The 22346-nt window shown below is 38.8% G+C and carries 22 protein-coding genes; 13 read left to right on the top strand and 9 right to left on the bottom strand.

Translation table 11 applies throughout. From position 1 onward, the window contains the following. Positions 1 to 125: 125 nt before the first annotated feature. Together DS885_RS14315 and metJ are read left to right on the top strand one after the other, a co-directional pair. Complete coding sequence (locus tag DS885_RS14315) at positions 126 to 2657, top strand: class I adenylate cyclase (RefSeq protein ID WP_220149713.1); 2532 nt, start codon at positions 126 to 128, stop codon at positions 2655 to 2657. 127 nt (positions 2658 to 2784) lie between these two features. Further along, positions 2785 to 3072 (top strand): met regulon transcriptional regulator MetJ, encoded by a 288-nt coding sequence (gene metJ, locus DS885_RS14310; RefSeq protein WP_113820099.1) that lies wholly within the window; start codon positions 2785 to 2787, stop codon positions 3070 to 3072. 75 nt (positions 3073 to 3147) lie between these two features. Here the strand turns inward: metJ and DS885_RS14305 are convergent, their stop codons facing one another. Beyond that, positions 3148 to 3771, bottom strand: coding sequence for a bifunctional 4-hydroxy-2-oxoglutarate aldolase/2-dehydro-3-deoxy-phosphogluconate aldolase (locus DS885_RS14305; protein ID WP_113820098.1), 624 nt, complete (start codon positions 3769 to 3771; stop codon positions 3148 to 3150). 24 nt (positions 3772 to 3795) lie between these two features. Then, entirely contained in the window at positions 3796 to 4731 is a 936-nt protein-coding gene (locus DS885_RS14300; RefSeq protein ID WP_113820097.1) for a sugar kinase, read from the bottom strand. A 552-nt stretch (positions 4732 to 5283) separates the two neighbouring features. On the opposite strand from DS885_RS14300, the gene DS885_RS14295 reads away from it, so the two are divergent. Further along, on the top strand, positions 5284 to 7392 hold the full coding sequence (locus DS885_RS14295) for a heparinase II/III domain-containing protein (protein WP_258546919.1): 2109 nt from the start codon (positions 5284 to 5286) through the stop codon (positions 7390 to 7392). A gap of 2 nt (positions 7393 to 7394) precedes the next feature. Then, on the top strand, positions 7395 to 9542 hold the full coding sequence (locus tag DS885_RS14290; protein ID WP_113820095.1) for a heparinase II/III domain-containing protein: 2148 nt from the start codon (positions 7395 to 7397) through the stop codon (positions 9540 to 9542). A 75-nt stretch (positions 9543 to 9617) separates the two neighbouring features. Here DS885_RS14290 and DS885_RS14285 read toward each other — a convergent pair whose 3' ends face one another. From DS885_RS14285 to coaBC, 4 genes are all read right to left on the bottom strand, one after another. Next, positions 9618 to 10331, bottom strand: coding sequence for a FadR/GntR family transcriptional regulator (locus tag DS885_RS14285; RefSeq protein WP_113820094.1), 714 nt, complete (start codon positions 10329 to 10331; stop codon positions 9618 to 9620). 241 nt (positions 10332 to 10572) lie between these two features. Continuing rightward, positions 10573 to 11448: a mechanosensitive ion channel domain-containing protein gene (locus tag DS885_RS14280; protein WP_113820093.1), complete on the bottom strand. Its 876-nt coding sequence runs from the start codon at positions 11446 to 11448 to the stop codon at positions 10573 to 10575. Positions 11449 to 11459: 11 nt separating this feature from the next. Then, positions 11460 to 12062 carry a nucleoid occlusion factor SlmA gene (gene slmA / locus DS885_RS14275; RefSeq protein ID WP_113820092.1) on the bottom strand — a complete coding sequence of 201 codons (603 nt, stop codon included), beginning with the start codon at positions 12060 to 12062 and terminating at the stop codon, positions 11460 to 11462. 220 nt (positions 12063 to 12282) lie between these two features. Next, entirely contained in the window at positions 12283 to 13506 is a 1224-nt protein-coding gene (coaBC, locus tag DS885_RS14270; protein WP_113820091.1) for a bifunctional phosphopantothenoylcysteine decarboxylase/phosphopantothenate--cysteine ligase CoaBC, read from the bottom strand. 116 nt (positions 13507 to 13622) lie between these two features. On the opposite strand from coaBC, the gene radC reads away from it, so the two are divergent. From radC to mutM, 5 genes are all read left to right on the top strand, one after another. After that, a complete protein-coding gene (radC, locus tag DS885_RS14265) occupies positions 13623 to 14300 on the top strand; it encodes a RadC family protein (RefSeq protein WP_113820090.1) in 678 nt (225 codons plus the stop codon). Positions 14301 to 14436: 136 nt separating this feature from the next. After that, positions 14437 to 14673 (top strand): 50S ribosomal protein L28, encoded by a 237-nt coding sequence (rpmB, locus tag DS885_RS14260; protein WP_113820089.1) that lies wholly within the window; start codon positions 14437 to 14439, stop codon positions 14671 to 14673. Between the two features lie 11 nt (positions 14674 to 14684). After that, a complete protein-coding gene (gene rpmG / locus DS885_RS14255) occupies positions 14685 to 14840 on the top strand; it encodes a 50S ribosomal protein L33 (protein WP_025562982.1) in 156 nt (51 codons plus the stop codon). Between the two features lie 69 nt (positions 14841 to 14909). Continuing rightward, positions 14910 to 15362: a hypothetical protein gene (locus DS885_RS14250; RefSeq protein ID WP_113820088.1), complete on the top strand. Its 453-nt coding sequence runs from the start codon at positions 14910 to 14912 to the stop codon at positions 15360 to 15362. Between the two features lie 100 nt (positions 15363 to 15462). Further along, positions 15463 to 16275 (top strand): bifunctional DNA-formamidopyrimidine glycosylase/DNA-(apurinic or apyrimidinic site) lyase, encoded by an 813-nt coding sequence (gene mutM, locus DS885_RS14245; RefSeq protein ID WP_113820087.1) that lies wholly within the window; start codon positions 15463 to 15465, stop codon positions 16273 to 16275. Between the two features lie 98 nt (positions 16276 to 16373). Here the strand turns inward: mutM and ushA are convergent, their stop codons facing one another. From ushA to DS885_RS14230, 3 genes are read right to left on the bottom strand one after another with little or no spacing between them, the layout of a single operon-like run. Beyond that, positions 16374 to 18032: a bifunctional UDP-sugar hydrolase/5'-nucleotidase UshA gene (ushA, locus tag DS885_RS14240; protein WP_220149712.1), complete on the bottom strand. Its 1659-nt coding sequence runs from the start codon at positions 18030 to 18032 to the stop codon at positions 16374 to 16376. 40 nt (positions 18033 to 18072) lie between these two features. Beyond that, positions 18073 to 18546 carry a pantetheine-phosphate adenylyltransferase gene (coaD, locus tag DS885_RS14235; protein WP_113820085.1) on the bottom strand — a complete coding sequence of 158 codons (474 nt, stop codon included), beginning with the start codon at positions 18544 to 18546 and terminating at the stop codon, positions 18073 to 18075. A gap of 10 nt (positions 18547 to 18556) precedes the next feature. Further along, entirely contained in the window at positions 18557 to 18781 is a 225-nt protein-coding gene (locus DS885_RS14230) for a hypothetical protein (RefSeq protein WP_113820084.1), read from the bottom strand. Positions 18782 to 19024: 243 nt separating this feature from the next. Here DS885_RS14230 and lptM point away from each other — a divergent pair, with 243 nt between their 5' ends. Genes lptM through xerC form a run of 4 tightly spaced genes read left to right on the top strand, consistent with a single transcriptional unit; the run spans position 19025 to position 22342 of the window. Beyond that, complete coding sequence (lptM, locus tag DS885_RS17555; RefSeq protein ID WP_181817775.1) at positions 19025 to 19192, top strand: LPS translocon maturation chaperone LptM; 168 nt, start codon at positions 19025 to 19027, stop codon at positions 19190 to 19192. A 48-nt stretch (positions 19193 to 19240) separates the two neighbouring features. Further along, positions 19241 to 20503 carry a diaminopimelate decarboxylase gene (gene lysA / locus DS885_RS14225; RefSeq protein WP_113820083.1) on the top strand — a complete coding sequence of 421 codons (1263 nt, stop codon included), beginning with the start codon at positions 19241 to 19243 and terminating at the stop codon, positions 20501 to 20503. 57 nt (positions 20504 to 20560) lie between these two features. Continuing rightward, entirely contained in the window at positions 20561 to 21388 is an 828-nt protein-coding gene (gene dapF, locus DS885_RS14220; protein ID WP_113820082.1) for a diaminopimelate epimerase, read from the top strand. A gap of 54 nt (positions 21389 to 21442) precedes the next feature. Beyond that, positions 21443 to 22342 (top strand): tyrosine recombinase XerC, encoded by a 900-nt coding sequence (gene xerC / locus DS885_RS14215; protein WP_113820081.1) that lies wholly within the window; start codon positions 21443 to 21445, stop codon positions 22340 to 22342. The last annotated feature ends 4 nt before the right edge of the window (positions 22343 to 22346 follow it).

Genomic DNA, 22346 nt, shown 5'->3' with positions numbered 1-22346 from the left:
GGCTAGTCCCTCCCAAAATCAACTCATTTCACACTATATTTACCAACAACCAGAATTAATGCTATGATGCTCACACTTTTTATAAGGTTGAATTAACACTAATACCTGTACTAATGGAACACAGCTTGAGCCAAGAAATCATTCAATTACGCGATAAATCAGATGAGTTTTCTCGTTTGCGTGTTAGATCTGCTCTCGCATTAATGAAACAAGACGAAGCCAACGTATTTCAAATTTGTCCTTTCCTATTTCATTATCACTCCCCTAGCCTTCCGGGATATGTTGAAGGTGATGTACCAACGGGCATTAGCCAATTCAATCCAACCCAAGAACATCAAACGCTTGCCAAGCAACTTTTTTCCGTTGTCCCTGAGCCACCTGTAGAAAAAAACGAAATTATTGGCCTATATGCAATGGGCAGTACTTCCTCTATTGGGCAATGCTCTGAAAGTGATTTTGATATTTGGATCTGTTATTCACATACCTTGGGTGCAGACCGAGTATCATTACTTAATGAAAAATCTTGGGAAATTACTTATTGGGCAGAAAGTTTAGGCGTAGAACTTAACTTCTTCCTTATTCCTGATAATAAGTTCAGAGTTAAAAATAAAGCATCATTAAGTAATGAGTCCTGTGGTAGCTCGCAGCATATGCTGTTATTAGATGAGTTTTATCGTACTTCATTGCGTGTTGCTGGCCGTCGAATTCTATGGCGACAAATTCCGCATGAACATGAGCATGATTATGATAATTATGTGAAAAATCTTTATGACACTGGAAAAATCAATCCAGATGATTGGTTAGACCTAGGTGGTTTACACCGTGTACCAGCTGAAGAATTATTTGGTGCAACCTTATGGCAGCTATATAAAGGGATTGATAACCCGTATAAAGCCACCTTAAAAACCATATTAATGGAAGCTTACTCTTGGGAATACCCCAATACAGAGCTGATCTCGACTTCCTACAAAAAAAGTTTCCAAGAACAAGATTGTTATGATGAACACCTTGATCCCTATTGTTTAATGTTAGAAAAAGTAAGTCATTACTTAATCAGTATTAATGATTTACAGCGTTTAGAGTTAGTGCGTGTTTGTTTCTACTTTAAAACTGAAGAGATGTTATCTAAACCCTCTTACAATGAAAGTCATGCTTGGCGCCGTACTATTTTAAAAAAACTTGTGAAACAATGGGGTTGGACTGCTAGCCAAATTGTTGATTTAGATAATCGTAATAACTGGAAAATAAGCGAAGTAAAACAAGCTAATCATCTTTTACTTGATGCATTAATGTTAAGTTACAGCAACTTAATAAAATTTGCTCGAGTCAATGATATTAGTGAATCGATCAGTGCCGAAGATATTGGTATATTATCGCGTAAGCTCTATGCTGCTCATGAAACACTGCCAGGTAAAGTGGATATTATTAACCCTAATATCTCACCGAATCTAATTGAGCATGACCTTAGCCTGATCCAAATTCCAGAACATCGCAAAAATAAAGCCGGTTGGTATTTATTTAATAGTACGCTGGATCCATTTGAATTAGCATCAACACCTAATCTAGGTTATTCACCTTATTTATCTAAGCTGGTTGCTTGGAGTTATGTGAATGGACTGTATGATGAAGACACGACTCTACATTTATATAATCAAGGCTCTGACCTCGTTGATAAAAATCTTAATCAATTTGCCAGAGACTTGTATGCGGTTTTCCCTATCTATGTACCTAAAGCCAGTGATAAAGCACTCAGTGAACCCTGTGCAATTAAACATTTATCTATTTTCTTAAATGTTGAAAAAGATCCAACACGTCATTGGCAAGATACAGAAGAGAGTGAATTAAACCAAGTCGACAACGTAATGGCTTATGGTGAACATAAAGAGAGTTTGATTGGTAGTATCGACTTTATTTACCGAAATTCATGGAATGAAGTACGTACTTTGCACTTTAATAGTCAATTCTCAGTGGTTGAAGCACTTAATACTATTTTGTCGAAAATGCATCAAGATGCATCCCCCCCTCAACAAATAGACCTTTTCTGTTATAGCCGTCATTTTAGTGAGCAAATCTGTAAAGCCTTTGGTAGTAAACTTAATGAATTCATTCAATTACGTTTACATACCGTACATACTCGTTCGGTACAAACATTGTGGACGGGTGGCAGAAAATTTGGTTTTTACTTTGAGCGTAAAGGTGTATCACTGCAACATTTAGAAAGTGCGGTGGATATTTATAGCCATATCTCGAATAAGAAGTTATCCACAAGTTCATTGAATTTAAAAACCACGCATTACGATCAAACCGCCGATGTGATTGAATCCCACATTAGTGAAGGTTTGATTCAATTCTTTTTTGAGAATTACCATAATGGTTTTAATGTTTATATTGCTAATGCAGAAAATGATGTCGAAACATTCTTAAACTTTGCTGGCTCAAAAAATGAGTTTGTACAAAACGTAAACCGTTTTTATACTTCTAATAATCATTTACCTAATGCCGACACTGAACAGGTTAATTTTAATCTGCCACAATTTTATGATATTACCCTCAATGAAGATAAAACATTGTCACTAAACCCTTTTAAAAGCAGTAAATTAGTTGCTTCTGCACAGGATTTAATCTCGGCACTTAGCCCTGTTAAAGAAAAATCTTAAGCCTTCCCCTATTCTCCTTTGTTTCTATTCTCTTTTAAATTATAGACTTCTAGCCCTCTGTACGTATAGATTGCCATGTTTAATTTATCGAGGTAAAATAAAGCATATTTTTTAAAAGGTTATTACTATGTCAACACAATGGAACGGTGAATATATCAGCCCTTATGCCGAACACGGGAAAAAAAGTGAGCAGGTAAAAAAAGTGACTGTGTCTATACCTACGAAGGTATTGAAGATATTGACAGACGAACGTACTCGTCGTCAGGTGAATAACTTACGCCATGCAACTAACAGTGAACTGTTATGCGAAGCTTTTTTACATGCTTATACTGGTCAACCTTTACCTGAAGATGATGAGCTAGATAAAAGTCAAAACGTCAATATTTCAGAGACCTTAAGCAAGTCAGCTAAATAAACGTATCAAATAAAAAACCTCATGAGCTGCGCTTATTGAGGTTTTTTATAGCTTAACTAGATGCGATGACTGTAATTAGTTTAGTGCAGCAACGGCTTCTTTCACTAATTCACCAATCTTATCCCATTCACGGTTATCAATCAGATCAGCAGGTACCATCCACGTACCACCACAGGCTAATACTGCATTAATATTTAAGTAATCATTAATATTAGCAGGTGAAACACCGCCAGTTGGCATAAAGCTAACTGGATAAACAGCCGTTAGTGACTTTAACATTGCAACGCCACCCGATGGTCCAGCAGGGAAAAATTTAAGGGTAGTTAATCCCATTTCCATTGCTTGCTCAACTAACGATGGATTGTTCACACCAGGAATAATTGGCATATTACGTTGTTGACAGTATTTAACGGTTGTTGGGTTAAAGCCAGGACTAACGATAAAATCAACACCCGCATCAATGGCTAAATCAACAGTTTCACTGTTTAGTACTGTGCCAGCACCAATTAACATTTCAGGAAATGCTTCACGTAAATTTTTAATTGATTGTGCAGCTGCTGGAGTACGGAATGTAATTTCCGCACAAGGCATGCCATTTTCAACTAATACTTTACCCAGTGGTACAGCATCATTAGCATCTTTAATGGCAATAACAGGGATCACTTTCAGTGATTGTAACTTTTCATTTAATGTTGTCATTTCTACTATCCTAAATATGAATGATTAATCTACAAATGGGGCAATATATTCCATATCAATAATTGCACCTTTATGCTGTATCACAGTACTTGCTACTTGGTGTGCTTTTTCAGCAGAAGCCACTGTTGTTCCACCTAAAGTTCGTTTTGATAAATAACCAGCAGCAAATGAATCACCCGCAGCTGTGGTATCGATAACCTTTTCAGGTGCTATTTTTTGTGCAGCAACACTAATTGAATCATCAGCAGTAATGATCAAACATTCACTGCCACCTTGTTTGATAACAATTTCTTGCACGCCTAATGCACGGGTACGCTCAATACATTGCTCAACGTCTGTATCACCAAATAAAGCTTGTTCGTCATCAAATGTTAATAACCCCGTATGCGTAACAGCTAGGATACGTTTAAATCCTTCAGCAGCCTGTTCAGCAGAATCCCACAACTTCGGACGATAGTTATTATCGAAATAAACTTTACCACCTGCTGCTTTATAACGAGCTAATAGATCATAAAGCTTTTCACGGCTAGCAGGTGGTAATATCGCTAAACTAATGCCTGAAAGGTAAATAACATCTTGTTTTAATAACGATTCAATATATTCATCACTTGCTGTTTCGAGCCAAAATTTAGCAGCGGCAGCATCACGCCAATATAAAAAACTACGCTCACCTGTTTCATCGGTTTCAACCATATATAAACCAGGTTGTCTGGTTGCAGAGCGTTGTACAAATTGTGCATCAATGCCTTCTTTGTTCCAAGCATCGATCATTTCTTGGCTTATATTGTCTTCACCTAAGGCAGTTACATAACTAACATTAACATCTTTACCTGATGTTAAACGTGACAAATATACAGCTGTATTTAGAGTATCTCCGCCAAAACTTCTACGTAAAACGCCATTTACTTCCTGTAATTCAATCATACATTCGCCGATCAAAGCGATATTGAAATTAGCCATTTGCTACCTCTATTCTAAAAATGGATTCATTGTCTTTGTACTTAACTATCTCAATCTGTTGCAGCGAATAGCGTCGCTTGATGCACTCGGTATAAAGCGCGGTATTAAGATCAATTGCAGCATCAACACACTAAATGGTCACAATGCATTTACATCTTATTGATACAATTTATAAGTTAAAAATTGTACATCACACAACCCAATTTGTAATACAAAAAGACACTATGTGTGATCTAGATCATCCACCGACATCACAATCAAAAAATTATTCTATATAAACATTAAGTAAGCTGGAACATATTCAGCGAACCCGCCTAGGTGCTTATGGTAGATAAAGAATAAAAAGCAAAGTAAATCGCTGGTTGAAGCAGTGAGATTATAAAAGGCTTTAGCTTTTTTAGTGTTATTTAAAATCTAAAAATAGAGAGGTCATCCTTAAAAATTAAAAAATTAAAGTGATTTTAAGGTTTATTTGTATTACTTTATTAAATAATTTTTATCCACTTTATATGTAGCGAGGTCATAATGCTCTCCACTGTTAACGCCGTTCTGATGAATCAGCAAGAAGTTGAAGCCATTCAGCAGGAGCTAGGAAAAACCAGTCTAATGGGCCGTAGTTTAGATGCTTTAATCAAAGATACCGATAAATACCTAACCTTACCAATAGACGTACCTGGGCATAGCCCAGCCGGTGGCTATGCGCATAATAAACACCAACAAAACTATAAATATATTGAACAAGCTGGCCGTTTATTTCTGATTACTGGTGAAGATAAATATGCACAGTTTGCAGCAGCGTTATTAACGCAATATGCGGACAAGTACTTAGTACTAGGGTTTCAAGAGCAGCGTAATACCAACCCACCGGGTCGTTTATTCCACCAAATGCTCAATGAACATGTTTGGTTGTTATATTCGAGCCTAGGCTATAGCTGTATTAAACACTGGTTAACGGAAGCACAACGTCAGCATATTGTGAAACAGTTATTTGAACCTATGTTAGAGGTAGCAACAGTCAAGTATCACTTTGATTTTGATCGTATTCATAATCACGGTGTATGGGCGGTTGCCGCAACAGCAGCATGCGGTGCAGCCATAGGACAAGAAAAGTATATCGATTTAGCCTTACATGGTTTAGCGGGCGATGATATCCAAGGTGGATTTCTTGCGCAGTTAAGTAATTTATTTGCACCTTCAGGTTATTACATTGAAGGACCTTATTACCATCGTTATGCGATTCGTCCTTTGTGTTTATTAGCTGAGTTAACACAACGTTTCCGCCCTGAATTAGATATTTTTAACTTTAAAAATCAGGTGATTGGTAAAACTATCCAATCTTTATTATCAACGGCTTACCCTAATGGTGTATTCCCATCATTAAACGATGCATCAAAAAGTATGGATATTAAAGATGAAGGCGTAGTGATTGCCGTCAGCTTATATGCGAAGCATTACCCAGAAGACACTAACCTATATGGCATTGCCAACATCCAAGAGCAAATTTGGATCAGTGGTTGCGGTGTTGCTTTATCTCAAGCTTACCAAGCACAAGCATCCGTTGAAGTGCCTTGCTTACCAAGTGTTGAATTAAATGAAGGGCCAGATGGAGATAAAGGCGCACAAGGCTTTATCCGTATGCAAAACTCACAAGGCGACATCAGCCAATTAGTGATGAACTATGGCCAACACGGCATGGGCCATGGTCACTTTGATACTTTAGGTATGACTTACTTTAATAATGATCAAGAAGTATTGCGCGATTATGGCTTTGGTCGTTGGGTGAACATTGAACCTAAATTCGGTGGTCGATACCTTGATGAAAACAAATCCTATGCACGCCAAACAATCGTCCACAACCTAGTCTCCGTTGATGCGGGTTGTCAGAATGACTTTGATGTTGAGCTTGCTGATAGCAAACATGGTATTCCGCACTTCTTTATCGGTGAAGGAAAAATACAAGCGATGAGTGCCTTTGCTGAAGACTTTTACCCAGGTGTTGAGCAACAGCGTTCATTGGTGTTAATTGAACATCAACAATTAACACAGCCATTGTTGTTAGATTTATTCCGATTAAGCAGTGATAAAGACCATCAGTATGATTATTCACTGCAATACCAAGGCCAAATCATCCGCACTAATGTTGAACATAAACAACATTCTACGCTCAATCCTATGGGTGATGATGCCGGTTACCAACACCTTTGGAATGTCAGTGAAGGCAAAGGCCAAAACACTAACTTAGTAAGTTGGTTACAAGGCAGCAGCTATTACACTTGGTTAAGTGCAAGTAGCGCTGATGATACTCTATTCTTTACCCGCACTGGCGCTAATGATCCTGACTTTAACTTACGCAGTGAAACTAGCTTAATTCTTCGTCGACAAGCAAAAAATAGCCTATTCGCTAATGTTATCGAAACACATGGTTACTTTAATGAGTCAGTTGAAGCGAGTTTAGATGCACGCGGAAAGATACACACCATTAATATTATTGGCTTTAATGAACAAGCCTCTGTGATTGAAGTGTTAGGTGAAGATATCGCGTTAACCGTAATGATCAACAACGCTAAAGATGCCACAGAAACAAGTCAAACAACCATCGAATTTAACAATCAATCGTACAGCTGGACAGGTTTCTTAGTTGTAGAAAGTAAGAGGTCTTAAGCATGAGTTATCAACCCCTTTTAATGAGCTATGAGCAAGCAGCAGAATTACGTCAACATGTCGGTAGCGACTCGTTGATCGGTCTATCTATTAAAGAAGAGATTGATGCGCTTGAAGATTACATGCCTATTGGTATAGAAATCCCAGGACACGGTGAAGCTGGCGGTTATGAACATAACCGTCATAAACAAAACTATATTCATTTAGACCTAGCAGGCCGTTTGTATCTGATCACTGAAGATCAGCGTTACCTTGATTACGCAACCACTATGTTAATTGAATATGCAAAGGTTTATAAGCACCGAGAGTTAAACATTAGCCGAGACTCCAACAAGCCCGGTCGTCTATTTCATCAAACACTCAATGAAAATATGTGGATGTTATATTCATCCTGCGCTTACTCTTGTATTCGTCACAAATTGAGTGAAGGGCAACAACAACTGATTGAAAATGATCTATTCAAAGTAATGCTCGAAATGTTTGTTGAAACCTACGCTGAGAATTTTGATATTATTCATAATCATGGTTTATGGTCAGTGGCGAGTGCAGGTATTTGTGCATACGCAATTAACGATCAAGCAACGGTAGATAAAGCTATCTATGGTTTAAAAGGCGACAGTGTTTCTGGCGGTTTTATTGCACAATTAACGCAACTGTTCTCACCTGATGGTTATTATATGGAAGGGCCTTATTACCATCGTTTTTCACTGCGTCCTATCTTCCTATTTGCTGAAACCATTGAGCGTCGCCAACCTGAAATTGGTATCTATCAATTAAAAGATGAAGTGATCAAAACCACCGCCTATGCAGTGATGTCGACAGCTTTCCCGAATGGTACCTTACCTGCACTAAATGACTCCTCACGTACCATGGATATCAAAGATCTAGGTATTTTATTGGCGACGAATATCTGTTTCGATCGTTACGAGCAAAATGAAACCTTATTAGCCATGGCGAAACATCAAGGTAAAGTCTGGGTGCATAATACCGGTGCAACCTTATCTAATGCTCTACAAGATAATACTGAAGTCCCTAACTTTAACTGGGGCAGCTTAAGTTTAAGTGATGGTGCTGAAGGTGAATGTGGTGGTGTGACTATTTTGCGTCACCGAGACACACAAGCCGACGATAGCATGGCTTTACTTTGGTACGGTCAACACGGTAGCGATGCCAAATTACACTCAGCTTTAGACCATGGACACTTTGATGGATTACACCTTAGCCTATTTAACAATAACCAAGAGTTCATTAATGATTATGGCTACGGACGTTGGGTAAATATCGAGCCTAAATTTGGTGGTCGTTATATTCCCGAAAATACTAGCTACTGCAAGCAAACCATTGCACATAACACGGTAGTTGTTGACCAAGTCAGCCAAAACCAAGGGACAACTTCTATTGCCCAACAGCACTTTGGCGAACAACACTTCACCTTATTGGATGACCAACAACTTCAAGCTATGAGTGCTTATGCACGTGATTACTATTCAGGTGTTGATCAACAACGAACGGTGATTATGGCTGAAATTGAAGGCTTTGAGAAACCATTGATCATCGACCTCTTCCGCTTAATCAGTGAAGAAGAACATAGTTACGACTACCCAGTGCATTACCAAGGGCAAATCATTCGTAATAACTTTGATTATGAAGCGAATAAAAGCCTTAATACTTTAGGTGACGCATTCGGTTATCAGCATTTATGGAACTTAGGACAAGGTAAAGTAGAGAAATCTTCTTTAACTACCTGGTTAATGGGTAACACTTATTATTCATTGATCAGTAGTGCCAATGAAAATAGCGAGTTTATCTTTGCGCGTACCGGCGCAAATGATCCTGATTTCAACTTACGTAATGAACCCCTATTTATTCTTCGTCAGAAAGCCGCTAACCACTTATTTGCTAATGTTTATGAAACACACGGTTATTTTAACGAAGCTGTTGAAGCAAGCTTAAATGCGCGTGGATTAGTGGAGTCGGTAGAAGTACTTCAAAGTGATGATAATACATCAGTAGTAGTGATTCACTTAAGTAACCAAAAACAACTAACAGTATGTGTAAACAATCAAGTTGGGGTGAATGCTACAACTGATGCTAACGTGACTATCAATGGTGAGCAGATTACTTGGACAGGCCCTGTGGCTATCCTCTAGTTCGAATGACCGCTAACAAAAAGCCGCGCTAAGTTTTCACTGAGCGCGGCTTTTTCGTTTACTACTTAAGAAAAATTAATTACTCGTGGGTAAACGATGATTTGTTGTATCTAATAAACGTTTATTGGCTTCACGCGCTTTTTCCGCATCACCAGCCATAATAGCTGAGTAAATAGCTCTATGTTCGCCAATACAAGTGCCACCCTTTTCAGATGAATGACTAATAAAGCTTTTAAACATAGTACATAGCACATTAGCAAAAGGCAGATAAAAGCTATTACCCGTTGAAAGGAAGACTAAACGGTGAAACTCCATATCCACTTCCATCCATTGTTTAGCATCGAAGTTTTTAGACACATAATCCATTTGTTGGAAAGTAGCAGATAATAGAATACGCTGTTGAGCAGTTGCATTCTGTGCCGCTAAAGCCGCCGCTTCTGGCTCAATCGCTTTACGCAGAGCAAGAAACTCTTGGTATACAAATGCGTTATCACCTAAATCAATCACCCAATCTAATAATTGCGCATCTAAGAAATTCCAGTTATCACGACTTTTAACACGCGTTCCAACTTTAGGCTTAGATTCTAATAGACCTTTTGAGGTTAGTAGTTTAATCGCCTCACGTAAGGCGGTTCGGCTTACACTAAACTGCTCGCATAATACCATTTCACTAGGAATAATTTCATTCTGAGCAACTTCACCAGATAATATTTTTCTCGCAATCTCACGCGCCACTTGGACATGTAAACTACGCTTCGAACCAGAAATTTGTATGAATGGGTTATGCATAATGTCTCTTCAAATATCAAAATCAATCGCTATTATATGATAATTATAAGGGCTTAGATACAAACAACTAACAGCTCAATTAACAATCACTTATGTTTATGATTTTAAATTATAAAATATTTTTTTATAGAGAGCTAGGAAGGCTTTTTTGAATTCAAAACCGGTTTTAATAGGATGAGGATCATATAAAAACAAAAAAACCAGCACAAAGGCTGGTTTCTTGAGCTAACAAGTCCGAGACCTATTTATCCATGTGTACATCCATTTGTGGGAATGGAATTTCTATACCCGCTTCATCCAATGCATTTTTGATAGATTCCATTAACTCAAAACGAATTGGCCAATAATCACCACCATTTACCCATGGACGAACCACTAGGTTAACACTTGAGTCAGCTAATTCAGCGACCGCTATCGTTGGTGCAGGTGACGATAAAATGCCTTTCGTATTATTCAATACAGATTCTAATACCGCTTTAGTTTGCGCTAAATCAGCGTTGTAGCTTACCCCAACCACTAAATCGATACGGCGTGTTGGTTTACGAGAGTAATTGATAATGTTGCCACCTAAAATCGCAGAGTTAGGTACAACAACAAACTTATTATCTGGGCTAGTTAAGGTTGTTGAGAAAATTTGAACTGACTCAACCACCCCAGCGGTCCCAGCTGCTTCAATATATTCACCGGCTTTGAAAGGACGTAATGCAATAATCAAGATACCAGAAGCAAAGTTAGATAGTGAACCTTGTAATGCTAAACCTACCGCTAAACCAGCAGCACCAATGATGGCAACAAATGAGGTTGTCTCTACGCCTAATTTACTGAGAGAGGCGATAATAACAAAGGCAACAATGATGTAACGCACCATGCGTGTAACAAAGTCGACTATGGTGCTATCAAAACCACGTTTACCTAATATTTTATGCAATGTACCTGCAACAAAACGCGCCACCATCATCCCTATAATCAGGGTGACAACAGCAAAGATAATATTTAACGCATAACTAATAATAAGATCTTGGTTATCCGCAAACCAAGTGACACTATTACTGAGGATATCTACGTTTTTCTCGATAGCTTCGGCAACAGCATTTACCGCTCCACTTTCTTCTGACATTGTATTGCTCCTTAACTTTGTGTTAGCTGTTTATAGAAAAACTGCCATTGGTTTTTAAAATGTTGTGTTGGTTTTTGTTTGAATTGAGAACGAACAAACTGACTCATTCGCCCTTCTACATAAGATAATAATAAGTTCGCTAATATACCTTCATCTGTGGTGAACTTTTGTCCATCAGAAGTTGGCCTTTCACGTAATGTTTGTTTTAGTTGTGTTTCTAACTTAGAAAAAACATGTTCGATGCGTAATTGTAATCGTTCATTTTCCCCGACTAAAGCATCCCCACTTAAAATGCGGGTGATACCAGGGTTTCTTTCAGAAAAGCCTAATAAGAAATGGACGATATGTTCAATACGTACAAAAGTGTCTTTTTGCTGTTCTTTGATCAAATTGATCTGAGTAAAAACCGTTGTTTCTGTGAAGTCAATTAACCCTTCGAACATACGCGCTTTACTTGGAAAGTGGCGATATAAAGCCGCTTCAGATACACCTACTTCTGCAGCCAATTTTGCGGTAGTAATGCGTTGTCCTGGCTTTCCTTCTAACATAATCGCTAAAGCACTTAAAATATCATCCTTTCTATTGGCTTTTTTATTATTATTTTTTGCAACCATCTTAATAACTTCCTTTGTTATCGTTGTTGTTTTCCTGAGTCCGCAAAGCTGGTCTCCAGTTGTGATACTAAAACACTGATTAAGCACTCACTGAGCGTTAATGATTCAATATAAATAGTATTAATTTAAAATAAGTAACTATAAAAACTCACCATGTATTATCTATTGCTAAATAATTAGCGAGCAGATACTACTGTTAATTTATGTCATGCATATGATCTTATGAGCGCTGCTGATACTCTTTTGCAATGATTGTAAGTAATTGCTTAGCAACCTCTTTTTTACTGGTTAAGCCAATATCAAAACGCTTATCTTTAGCAAAAACCGTTAATGCGTTATTGTCGCTATTAAAGCCTTGTGTCCCAACAGAAACATCATTTGCAGCAATAAGATCTAAGTTTTTACGCTGTAACTTACCCTTTGCATAAGCTTCCACATCATTAGTTTCTGCGGCAAACCCAACACAAAAAGGTCGGTTAGCAGCACTCGCAACATCGGCAATAATATCTGGGTTTTTCACTAAAGTTAATGTGATTGAATCAGTGTCAGTTTGTTTTTTCATCTTTTCTGTATGAATATTTTCAGTGCGATAATCTGCAACTGCTGCACAAGCAATAAAGATATCCGCTGAGTCTAATGACGCTAAGGCTGCCTGGTGCATATCCATTGCACTTTTAACATCAATACGGTGAATACTGTTTGGTAATGTTAAATTAACTGGCCCCGCAATCACCGTCACTGTAGCCCCCATATCAAGCGCCGCATTCGCTAACGAAAACCCCATTTTACCAGAGCTATGGTTACTAATATAACGTACAGGATCAATCGCTTCTTGTGTAGGTCCAGCAGTAATCACTATATTTACACCTGCTAACGTTTGCGCTTTGGGCGCAAAAAAATCACAACAGCATGTAACTAAATCAGGGACATCTAATAAGCGACCTGGACCAATATCACCGCAGGCCTGAATGCCTTGCCCTGGCCCCCATATCGATACGCCACGTTCAGCTAACACAGTTAAGTTCTCCTGTGTTGCTGCCGCTAAATACATTTGTTGGTTCATTGCAGGTGCAATCGCAATAGGAGAAGGTGTTGCTAAACACAACGTGGTTAACAATTCATCGGCCATTCCCGCACGTAAGCGCGCAATGGCATTGGCAGTTGCTGGCGCGATTAAAATTAAATCAGCCCACTTAGCGAGTTCAATATGTCCCATTCCCGCTTCTGCTTGTGGATCTAAGAGATCATCATAAATAACATGGCCAGATACAGCTTGCATGGTTAAAGGGGTAATAAACTGCTTTGCAGAAGCCGTCATCACAACACGTACTTCTGCACCTTGCTCCATTAAGCGACGGGTTAACTCTGCACTTTTGTAAGCAGCAATACCACCACAAACACCTAATAATATCTTTTTCCCTGCAAGGGATAATATTGACGACATAAGATTCTCGGAAAAGTAGATAAAAAAAAGAAACTAACAATACCATAAAAAGGTTACGCAATAAGTACAAGTTCAACTAGATTTAAGACTCTGTATATTGATCAAGGAGGTCAGCTTTGGTATCAATTAAGCAATGGCCAAAACAAGAAAGACCACGAGAAAAACTGATCCAGCAAGGTGCTGGTAGCCTAACCGATAGTGAATTATTGGCTATTTTCTTACGCACTGGCTGTCAAGGTGTTGATGTGGTCACCCTATCGCGACAGCTATTAACCGACTTTGGTTCTTTACGATCACTTTTCTCTGCCTGTGAAAGTGAGTTTTGTACCCACAGAGGTTTGGGACAAGCAAAATATGTACAATTGCAAGCCGTGTTAGAAATGTCTCGTCGTTACCTACAAGAACCATTAATGAAAGGAGACCCTTTAACCAGTGCAGCACAAACACAACAATTTTTAAGTGCAAAAATGCGTGATTATCCTTATGAAGTGTTTGCTGGGTTATTATTAGATAGCCAACATCGTGTTATTCGCTTTCACGAGTTTTTCTTCGGCACCATCAATAGTGCAAATGTTCATCCAAGAGTTATCGTACAAAAAGTATTACAGGAAAATGCTGCTGCAATTATTCTTGTCCATAATCACCCTTCAGGTGATCCAACGGCCAGTCAATCGGATAAAAATATTACTGAAAAACTTGTGAATACACTGCAATTAATTGATGTTAAAATATTAGACCATTTCATCATTGGTGATGGAAAATACACCTCATTTGCCGAAAAAGGGTGGATTTAGGGCATTTATTTTCACATTTGTTGATCTTTTAATCTTAATGATGTATAAAATGCGCCCTCGACGCCTTTGGCGACGGCTAAAAAAGGTGTTCGACTATTTTGCTCGAGTAAAACTAATATTTTTGGAGAATTTCGACATGTCTAGAGTATGTCAAGTTACAGGCAAGCGTCCAGCTGTTGGTAACAATGTATCACACGCAAAGAACCGTACACGACGTCGTTTCTTACCTAACCTACAAACACACCGTTTTTGGGTTGAGAGTGAGAACCGTTTTGTTAAATTACGCCTATCTACTAAAGGTATGCGCATCATCGACAAAAAAGGTATTGATTCAGTTTTAACTGATATCCGTGCTAATGGCGTTAAAGTTTAAGGAGCTTAAAAATGCGTGATAAAATTCGTTTAAATTCAAGCGCTGGTACTGGTCATTTTTATACTACTGATAAGAATAAAAAGAACATGCCTGAAAAGTTTGAGATCAAAAAGTTTGATCCTGTAGTACGTAAACACGTTATCTACAAAGAAGGCAAAATCAAGTAATTTTGATTTCACCTTGAAAAAACCCAGTTTATACTGGGTTTTTTTATACCTGAAGAAAAAGGAATATTTATGCGCTTATCCAAAAAAGGTTGGAACAATGTACTTATCTTTGGCGTATTACTTATTATCTTCATTTTCAATTTCCGCCAACAGCTTAATTTTTCAAATACAACGCAGCAACGCCCTGTTATCTCTCCTGACTTCACTATTGTTGAAATACAAACACCCGACTTCGTGATGACACGCACAGGCCGAGAATGGAAAAGAGAGCCGAGTATTAACCTGTCTAATGAAAACCTACAAAGTATTGTAGATAATTGGCAAACACTTCCCTTAGACGTGTTAAATATCCAATCATTACCACTCTCCAACTTTATCTTAAAGTTTTTTGTTATTGAGCAACAACAGCCTATTATCGTGCAACTCCACCAGCAACAGGATGGCCAGTACATTTTACAAGTTAATGAAGACACTTACTTAGCTTTGCCCCTTGATAAACTCACCGCGCTTATTGGTAGATGATCTATTATCCAGCTAACTTTTGCTGAAAAACACAGTTAACTAATTAAGCCTAGTAAGCTATTGTTGCGTGGATGACTATTAAATAAATGAAGAGATAAACATGCCAGAGTTACCAGAGGTAGAAACTAGCCGTCGTGGTATTAGCCCACATATTGTTAAGCAAACGGTTAAAAAGATAACCCTACGCCACCATCAATTACGTTGGCCAATACCAAAAGAATTACCATCGTTATTAGAGCAGAAAACCTTGTTAGCCGTTGATCGCCGCGCGAAATATCTATTATTGCGTTTTGCTACTGGTACTTTATTAATTCATTTAGGCATGTCCGGTAATTTACGTATTTGTGAGTTAGGGACTGCCCCACAAAAACATGACCATGTTGATTTTGAATTTGAACATTGCCTATTACGTTACACAGATCCGAGGCGCTTCGGTGCTATTTTATGGTTAGGTGAACAACCTGAAGAGAGCCCATTACTCAGTATCTTAGGGCCAGAACCTCTTTCCGATGAATTTAGTGCCGCATTACTCTATGAGTTAGGCAAAAATAGAAAACTACCCGTTAAGCAGTTCATTATGGAACAAAAGGTAGTGACGGGTGTAGGCAATATTTATGCTACTGAAGCTTTATTTAAAGCGGGTATCAGCCCTGTAAGAGCAGCCAACAATATCAGCTTAAAACGCTATCAGGTTTTAGTTGCTGCGATTAAAGAGATATTAACCGAAGCCATTAAACAAGGTGGCACAACATTGAAGGACTTTGTTGGTGGTGATGGTAAACCCGGTTACTTCCAGCAAACCTTACATGTGTATGGCAAAACTGGTGAATTATGCCCAAGTTGTGAAACGCCATTAACCTCAGTTAAGTTAGCTGCACGAAACAGTGTGTACTGCCCAAACTGTCAACGCTGATCAATACCAACAAAAAAGCCTAGTAACAACTCAGTTACTAGGCTTTTATTTGGTAATATTAATCAATAACGATTACTAGCCGCTATTAAATAACAAGATTAGTTCTGATAAACCATTTCCCCTGCAGGCTGGTACTCTTCAACCTTAAGTGGTGAGTGTGACTCTAGGTATTCTTTTAATACTTCAGCATCCACAAAACCTGTATTTACAAAACCTGGGTGTGCAGTAATATTTGGGTATCCATCACCCCCAGCGGCATTAAAGCTTGGGATAGAGAAACGGTATTGCTCTGTTAAATCAAGATTTTTACCATTGACTTTAACCTTGCTAACAGCCGTTTTACCCACTGTCATGCTAATACCGTAAAATTGTGCATAAGCACCGGTATCAACTGGTTTAGTCGCCACTGCATTAAGGTACTCAAGGATCTCTTTACCACTCATATCAACATAAGTTAATTGATTACCAAAAGGTTGTACTTTCAACACATCTTTATAAGTGATTGTGCCTGCTTCAATAGAATCACGCACACCGCCAGAGTTAACCACACCAAAGTCTGCTTTAGCACGTTCTTTTTGTGCCTTAGCCACTAAACGACCTAGGTTAGTTTGTTGGAAACGAACCTTATTACGATCCCCTTCTAACTTCGCATCACTTTCCGCGACAGCATTGCCTAATTCAGCTTGACCATTTTCTTGGAAAGGCGTTAAGAAGGCTAATAGACTTGGGTCTTGCTCTATTTTATCTTCGACGAGTACACGTTTTGATTCACCGTTTACTTTCACTTTTTTCACTAGGTTGACAGGAATAAGACGGTAATTAACCAGTGTTAACACACCATTTTTAAATTGGTAATCAGCACGTCCTACATATTTACCCCATTCATGCGCTTGCATAATGTAAGTGCCGTTTTGTTTATCAGGCACACAGTCATCACCTGGTTTAAACCCGGTATCAACGACATTAGGCCCTTCCATACAAACCGGCTCCTGAGAATGACCACCTACGATCATATCTAAGGCACCTTCCGGTAACGCACGTGCTAATGTCACATCACCCGGTGCATTGACACCATAAAATGCATTTTGGTAGTGACCCATATGTGTCACAGCAAATATAAGGTCTGGATGTTCATTTCTTTCAACTTCAGCAATCACTTTTCTCGCTTCAGTGGTTGGGTCTTTAAAATCAATTCCTGCAACATATTCAGGATTCCCCACTTTAGCGGTGTCTTCTGTTGTTAAACCTATCACTGCGGTTTTTACACCACCTAGGTCAAACATCTGATAAGGCTGGAATAGACGAGTATTGGTTTTTTTATCGTAGATGTTCGCTGATAATAACGGGAAATTAGCCCACTCTTCCTGCTGTTTTAAAATCGCTAGTGGATTATCAAACTCGTGGTTACCAATGGCCATCGCATCGTAACCAATTAAACTCATGCCTTTAAAATCAGGCTCTGCATTTTGTAAATCAGACTCAGGTACACCGGTATTGATATCACCACCTGATAATAACAACACACTACCACCAGCATCTTCCACTTCACTTCTAATGCTATCGATTAAGGTTTTACGTGCAGCCATACCGTACTCGCCATAGCGGTTTTGCCAAAAACGACCATGATGGTCATTAGTATGAAGCACAGTGATATTGTAAACCTTATCCTGTTCCCAGGTTTTATCGACAACGGTACTACATCCCAGCAAAGAAAAGCTAAGTGCGCTAAGTAAGAGTGTTTTTGTTATTATTCTCATTATTATTCCTATGGCATGACTTTAAAGTAAGATTTTATTTTTATTGTTTTTTCTTAAAAGCTTGTTGGACACACTCCGGTGCTAATAAGCTAATGTCACCTTGATGTTTAAACACCTCCTTAACAATAGTTGATGAAATAAAAGCAGTACGTGCGTGAGCAGGTAATAAGATAGTTTCTAATTGCGGGTACAAGGTGAAATTCACCTGTGAGAGATGAATTTCGTAATCAGCATCAGTACCGCCACGGATACCTCGGATAAGTGCTTCTGCTTGATGTTGTTTCGCAAATTCAGCCAATAAACCACTGAATGGTACGATTTCAATCCCCTCAATATGTTGTGTTGCTTGTTTCAACAAAGCACAACGCTCTTCTAGATTAAAAAAAGGATTTTTACTGTCATTCATTGCAACAGCAACAATCACTTTATCTGCAAGGTTGCTAGCTCTTGAAATAAGATCAAGGTGTCCATTAGTGACGGGATCAAAAGACCCTGGAAAAACAACTGTTTTCATTAGTATCCCTCTATTCTAATTCGATTAATGTTTCGGAGAATTGCGCTTCGTGGTCCACTTGCCAGTAAAAGGTAAACCAAGGTTCAGATCCGGTTTCTCTAAAACGAGCTTTAGGGAATTCAATGGAGACACTATTATCATCTAGCTTATAAATAGAGGTATCAACCTCAACATCACTGCTTAGCCAAATGCATACTAGTGCGATAAAAGGATATAAAAAAAATAACTTGAACATAGTTTTGTGCTCTTAAAATCGAAACACATTGTTTCGCTAGATTGTTGGTCCATCAACACTAATAAAAATGAAATCAGCCTTGAACAAGGTGACGATCATCAATATCAGCACTGTATTTTTCAAATTTTTACAACAAGGGGTCAGCTAATTCGATAAATTCATCATCGGGCATTTACTTCTCCTTTGCTTTTTAACCATGAAATGCGATTATAGAGGGCTAAAAATATTTGACTAGGATAAGGTATGAAAAATCTTTATTTATCGTTAATAGTCCTGTGTTTTTCAAGTTTTTTAGTTGGTTGTGGTATGAAAGGGCCTCTTTATCAAGAAGCGCCACAACAACAAGAAACAGAAACACAACAAAATAACGTAACTGACACCACTACAGATGCCTTAAATAATTCACAATAAGTATGCTCAAAGGCAGTGATAACAAACTGAACAAAAAAGGATTTAACATTGGATCATTTTAATTACCATAGCGATGGCCGTCTATTAGTAGAAGATACTGCAATTGAAGATATCATCAAAAAATCTGGAACGCCTGCATACGTTTATTCTCGTGCGACTATTGAACGTCATTGGAATGCCTTTGATCAAGCAGCGGGCGATCACCCTCACCTAATCTGTTATGCCGTAAAAGCGAACTCAAACTTAGGTGTATTAAACCTAATGGCTCGCTTAGGATCAGGCTTTGATATTGTATCTGTTGGTGAGCTACTACGTGTTATTCAAGCCGGTGGCGACCCTAAAAAAGTGGTTTTCTCTGGTGTTGGTAAAACAGAAATTGAAATCTCTACGGCACTGCAAGCAGGTATCTACTGTTTCAATGTTGAGTCGATCTCAGAGTTATACCGTATCAATGAAGTAGCGGGTTGCTTAAAAACTAAAGCACCTATCTCTATTCGTATTAACCCTAATATTGATGCTGGTACACATCCTTATATTTCGACTGGTTTAAAAGAAAACAAATTCGGTATCGAGATAGAGCAAGCGTTAACCGTATTTGGCCTAGCTAATGAACTACCATTTTTAGAAGTGAAAGGTGTGGATTGCCACATTGGATCTCAATTAACTGAGATTGAACCTTTCATTGAAGCCTTAGATAAACTGCTCATGCTGATTGATGACCTAGCAACACAAGGTATCAACATTAAGCATTTAGATTTAGGTGGCGGCTTAGGTGTACCATACAACGGTGAAACACCTCCAGATCCAGCACAATACATGCAAGCATTAATCGCTCGTATGAATGGTCGCCAGTTAAAACTTATCTTTGAACCAGGTCGTGCAATCATGGCTAATGCAGGTATTTTGGTCACAAAAGTTGAATTCTTAAAACTTAATGACTACAAAAACTTTGCTATTGTTGATGCTGCAATGAATGATTTGATCCGTCCTGCGCTATACAGTGCATGGCAAAATATCATTCCGACAAATAACAAACTTGATGATCCTGAAAAACGTCCAACACGTGTTTACGATATCGTAGGTCCAATTTGTGAAACAGGTGACTTCTTAGGTAAAGAACGTTCACTTGCCATTGCTGAAGGTGATTACTTGGCGGTACGTAGTGCAGGCGCTTACGGCTCAACAATGAGTTCAAACTATAACTCTCGTTGTCGCCCTGCTGAAATCATGGTTGATGGTGATAAAGCCTTTGTTGTTCGCCAACGTGAAAAACATATCGATTTATGGCGCGGTGAGCACGTTTTACCTTAGTGAAAGATTGACCCAATACATTAGGGGTGAGTAATGCCCCTATTTTGAAGGTAAATAATGAATATTGAGTTTTCTAAAATGCATGGCTTGGGTAATGACTTTATGGTCATTAACAATGTTACGCAGAATGTATTTTTATCTAAAGAAACGATCGCTAAGCTAGCAGACCGTAACTTTGGTATTGGTTTTGACCAGCTGTTAATGGTTGAGCCTCCCTATGATCCAGACTTAGACTTCCATTACCGTATTTTTAATGCGGACGGCAGTGAAGTTGAACAATGTGGTAACGGCGCACGCTGTTTTGCACGCTTTGTAAAGTTAAAAGGGTTAACTCAAAAGCGTGTCATTAACGTGAGTACCGCAAAGGGTAAAATTCAGCTCAAAATAGAGCAAGATGGCAACATCATTGTGGATATGGGGAAACCTATTTTAGAACCAGCTAAAGTGCCTTTTGAAGCGCAAAAAGAGGAAAAGACTTACATTCTTCGCGTTGCTGATCACACAGTATTATGTGGTGTTGTGTCTATGGGGAATCCGCACTGCGTGGTATTAGTTGATGATATTGATACGGCGCCCGTGGAAACCTTAGGCCCACTACTAGAAGTACATGAACGTTTCCCGAACAAGGTAAACGTTGGCTTTATGCAAGTGGTTGACCGTGGGTTTGCTAAATTACGCGTTTGGGAACGTGGTGTAGGTGAGACACTAGCCTGCGGTACTGGCGCATGTGCAGCTGCCGTTGTCGGTCAATTACAAAATAAACTAGATACACATTGTCGCATCGAGTTACCAGGTGGCGAGTTACGCTTTTTCTGGCAACCAGGCCAAAGCGTTCGCATGAGCGGTCCTGCAGACTTTGTATTTGATGGACAAATTCAAATATAACCTTTGCTCAAGTGCAGTAGCAATACTGCACTTTTCTTCAACCTAGGGTTTACTATGAATCCATTATTACCTGACGTACAACGCTTTTTAACTCACATTGCCAGTCAACGCGGATTAAGCCCGGTCACCATAAATAACTATCAACGCCATCTTAATGAATTTATCGATCTATTAACCGAACAACAGATAAAAAGCTGGCAAGTTTTAGATACACACCAAGTACGTCTATTAGCCAAACAGTTAAACCAAAACGGCATTAAAGCGCGCTCGATCGCAACCAAACTCTCTGCCTTACGCTCTTTCCTTGAATATATGGTAAAGAACAGTCTATTGACCTTTAACCCTGCCAAAGGCGTTTCTGCGCCTAAGTTAGATAAACCTTTACCTAAAAATATCAGCGTAGATGATATGGATCAGCTATTAGATATTGATGGCGATGATCCACTCACTCTACGCGATCATTGTATGATGGAGTTGATGTATTCATCGGGTTTACGCTTAAGTGAATTAGTGAATATCAATTTAGGTGATATTAAGCTCTCCGCTAAAGAGATCGTGGTCACCGGTAAAGGCAGCAAACAAAGACTATTACCGATCACTAAAGCTGCCATTGAAACCATGCAATTATGGTTAAAAGTCAGACCCGACTTTGCAGAGCCGGGTGAGCAAGCACTGTTTTTATCAAAACAGAAAAAGCGAATTTCTACTCGTAGTGTGCAGATGCGTATGGAAAAATGGGGATTAGAGCAATCCTTACCTAGCCATGTGAATCCACATAAGCTACGTCACTCCTTTGCAACGCACATGTTAGAGTCGAGCGGCAATTTAAGAGCAGTACAAACTCTATTAGGGCATGCTGACTTGGCGACCACTCAAATTTATACACATTTAGACTTTCAACATTTAGCAGAAGTTTACGATAAAGCACACCCACGCGCTAAACGTAAAAAATAAGATG

Origin of the sequence: Psychromonas sp. B3M02 (genome assembly GCF_003318165.1) — a bacterium.
Taxonomy (GTDB): Bacteria; Pseudomonadota; Gammaproteobacteria; order Enterobacterales; family Psychromonadaceae; genus Psychromonas.
This window is presented reverse-complemented; position numbering and strand designations above follow the sequence as displayed.

Coding starts and splice junctions, on each gene's coding strand:
- slmA (WP_113820092.1), bottom strand. CDS start 12,062: ATGGTTGCAAAAAATAATAATAAAAAAGCCAATAGAAAGGATGATATT.
- coaBC (WP_113820091.1), bottom strand. CDS start 13,506: ATGTCGTCAATATTATCCCTTGCAGGGAAAAAGATATTATTAGGTGTT.
- metJ (WP_113820099.1), top strand. CDS start 2,785: ATGTCAACACAATGGAACGGTGAATATATCAGCCCTTATGCCGAACAC.
- DS885_RS14285 (WP_113820094.1), bottom strand. CDS start 10,331: ATGCATAACCCATTCATACAAATTTCTGGTTCGAAGCGTAGTTTACAT.
- dapF (WP_113820082.1), top strand. CDS start 20,561: ATGAATATTGAGTTTTCTAAAATGCATGGCTTGGGTAATGACTTTATG.
- mutM (WP_113820087.1), top strand. CDS start 15,463: ATGCCAGAGTTACCAGAGGTAGAAACTAGCCGTCGTGGTATTAGCCCA.
- DS885_RS14300 (WP_113820097.1), bottom strand. CDS start 4,731: ATGGCTAATTTCAATATCGCTTTGATCGGCGAATGTATGATTGAATTA.
- ushA (WP_220149712.1), bottom strand. CDS start 18,032: ATGAGAATAATAACAAAAACACTCTTACTTAGCGCACTTAGCTTTTCT.
- lptM (WP_181817775.1), top strand. CDS start 19,025: ATGAAAAATCTTTATTTATCGTTAATAGTCCTGTGTTTTTCAAGTTTT.
- DS885_RS14295 (WP_258546919.1), top strand. CDS start 5,284: ATGAATCAGCAAGAAGTTGAAGCCATTCAGCAGGAGCTAGGAAAAACC.
- rpmG (WP_025562982.1), top strand. CDS start 14,685: ATGCGTGATAAAATTCGTTTAAATTCAAGCGCTGGTACTGGTCATTTT.
- rpmB (WP_113820089.1), top strand. CDS start 14,437: ATGTCTAGAGTATGTCAAGTTACAGGCAAGCGTCCAGCTGTTGGTAAC.
- DS885_RS14280 (WP_113820093.1), bottom strand. CDS start 11,448: ATGTCAGAAGAAAGTGGAGCGGTAAATGCTGTTGCCGAAGCTATCGAG.
- DS885_RS14250 (WP_113820088.1), top strand. CDS start 14,910: ATGCGCTTATCCAAAAAAGGTTGGAACAATGTACTTATCTTTGGCGTA.
- DS885_RS14305 (WP_113820098.1), bottom strand. CDS start 3,771: ATGACAACATTAAATGAAAAGTTACAATCACTGAAAGTGATCCCTGTT.
- DS885_RS14230 (WP_113820084.1), bottom strand. CDS start 18,781: ATGTTCAAGTTATTTTTTTTATATCCTTTTATCGCACTAGTATGCATT.
- coaD (WP_113820085.1), bottom strand. CDS start 18,546: ATGAAAACAGTTGTTTTTCCAGGGTCTTTTGATCCCGTCACTAATGGA.
- DS885_RS14290 (WP_113820095.1), top strand. CDS start 7,395: ATGAGTTATCAACCCCTTTTAATGAGCTATGAGCAAGCAGCAGAATTA.
- xerC (WP_113820081.1), top strand. CDS start 21,443: ATGAATCCATTATTACCTGACGTACAACGCTTTTTAACTCACATTGCC.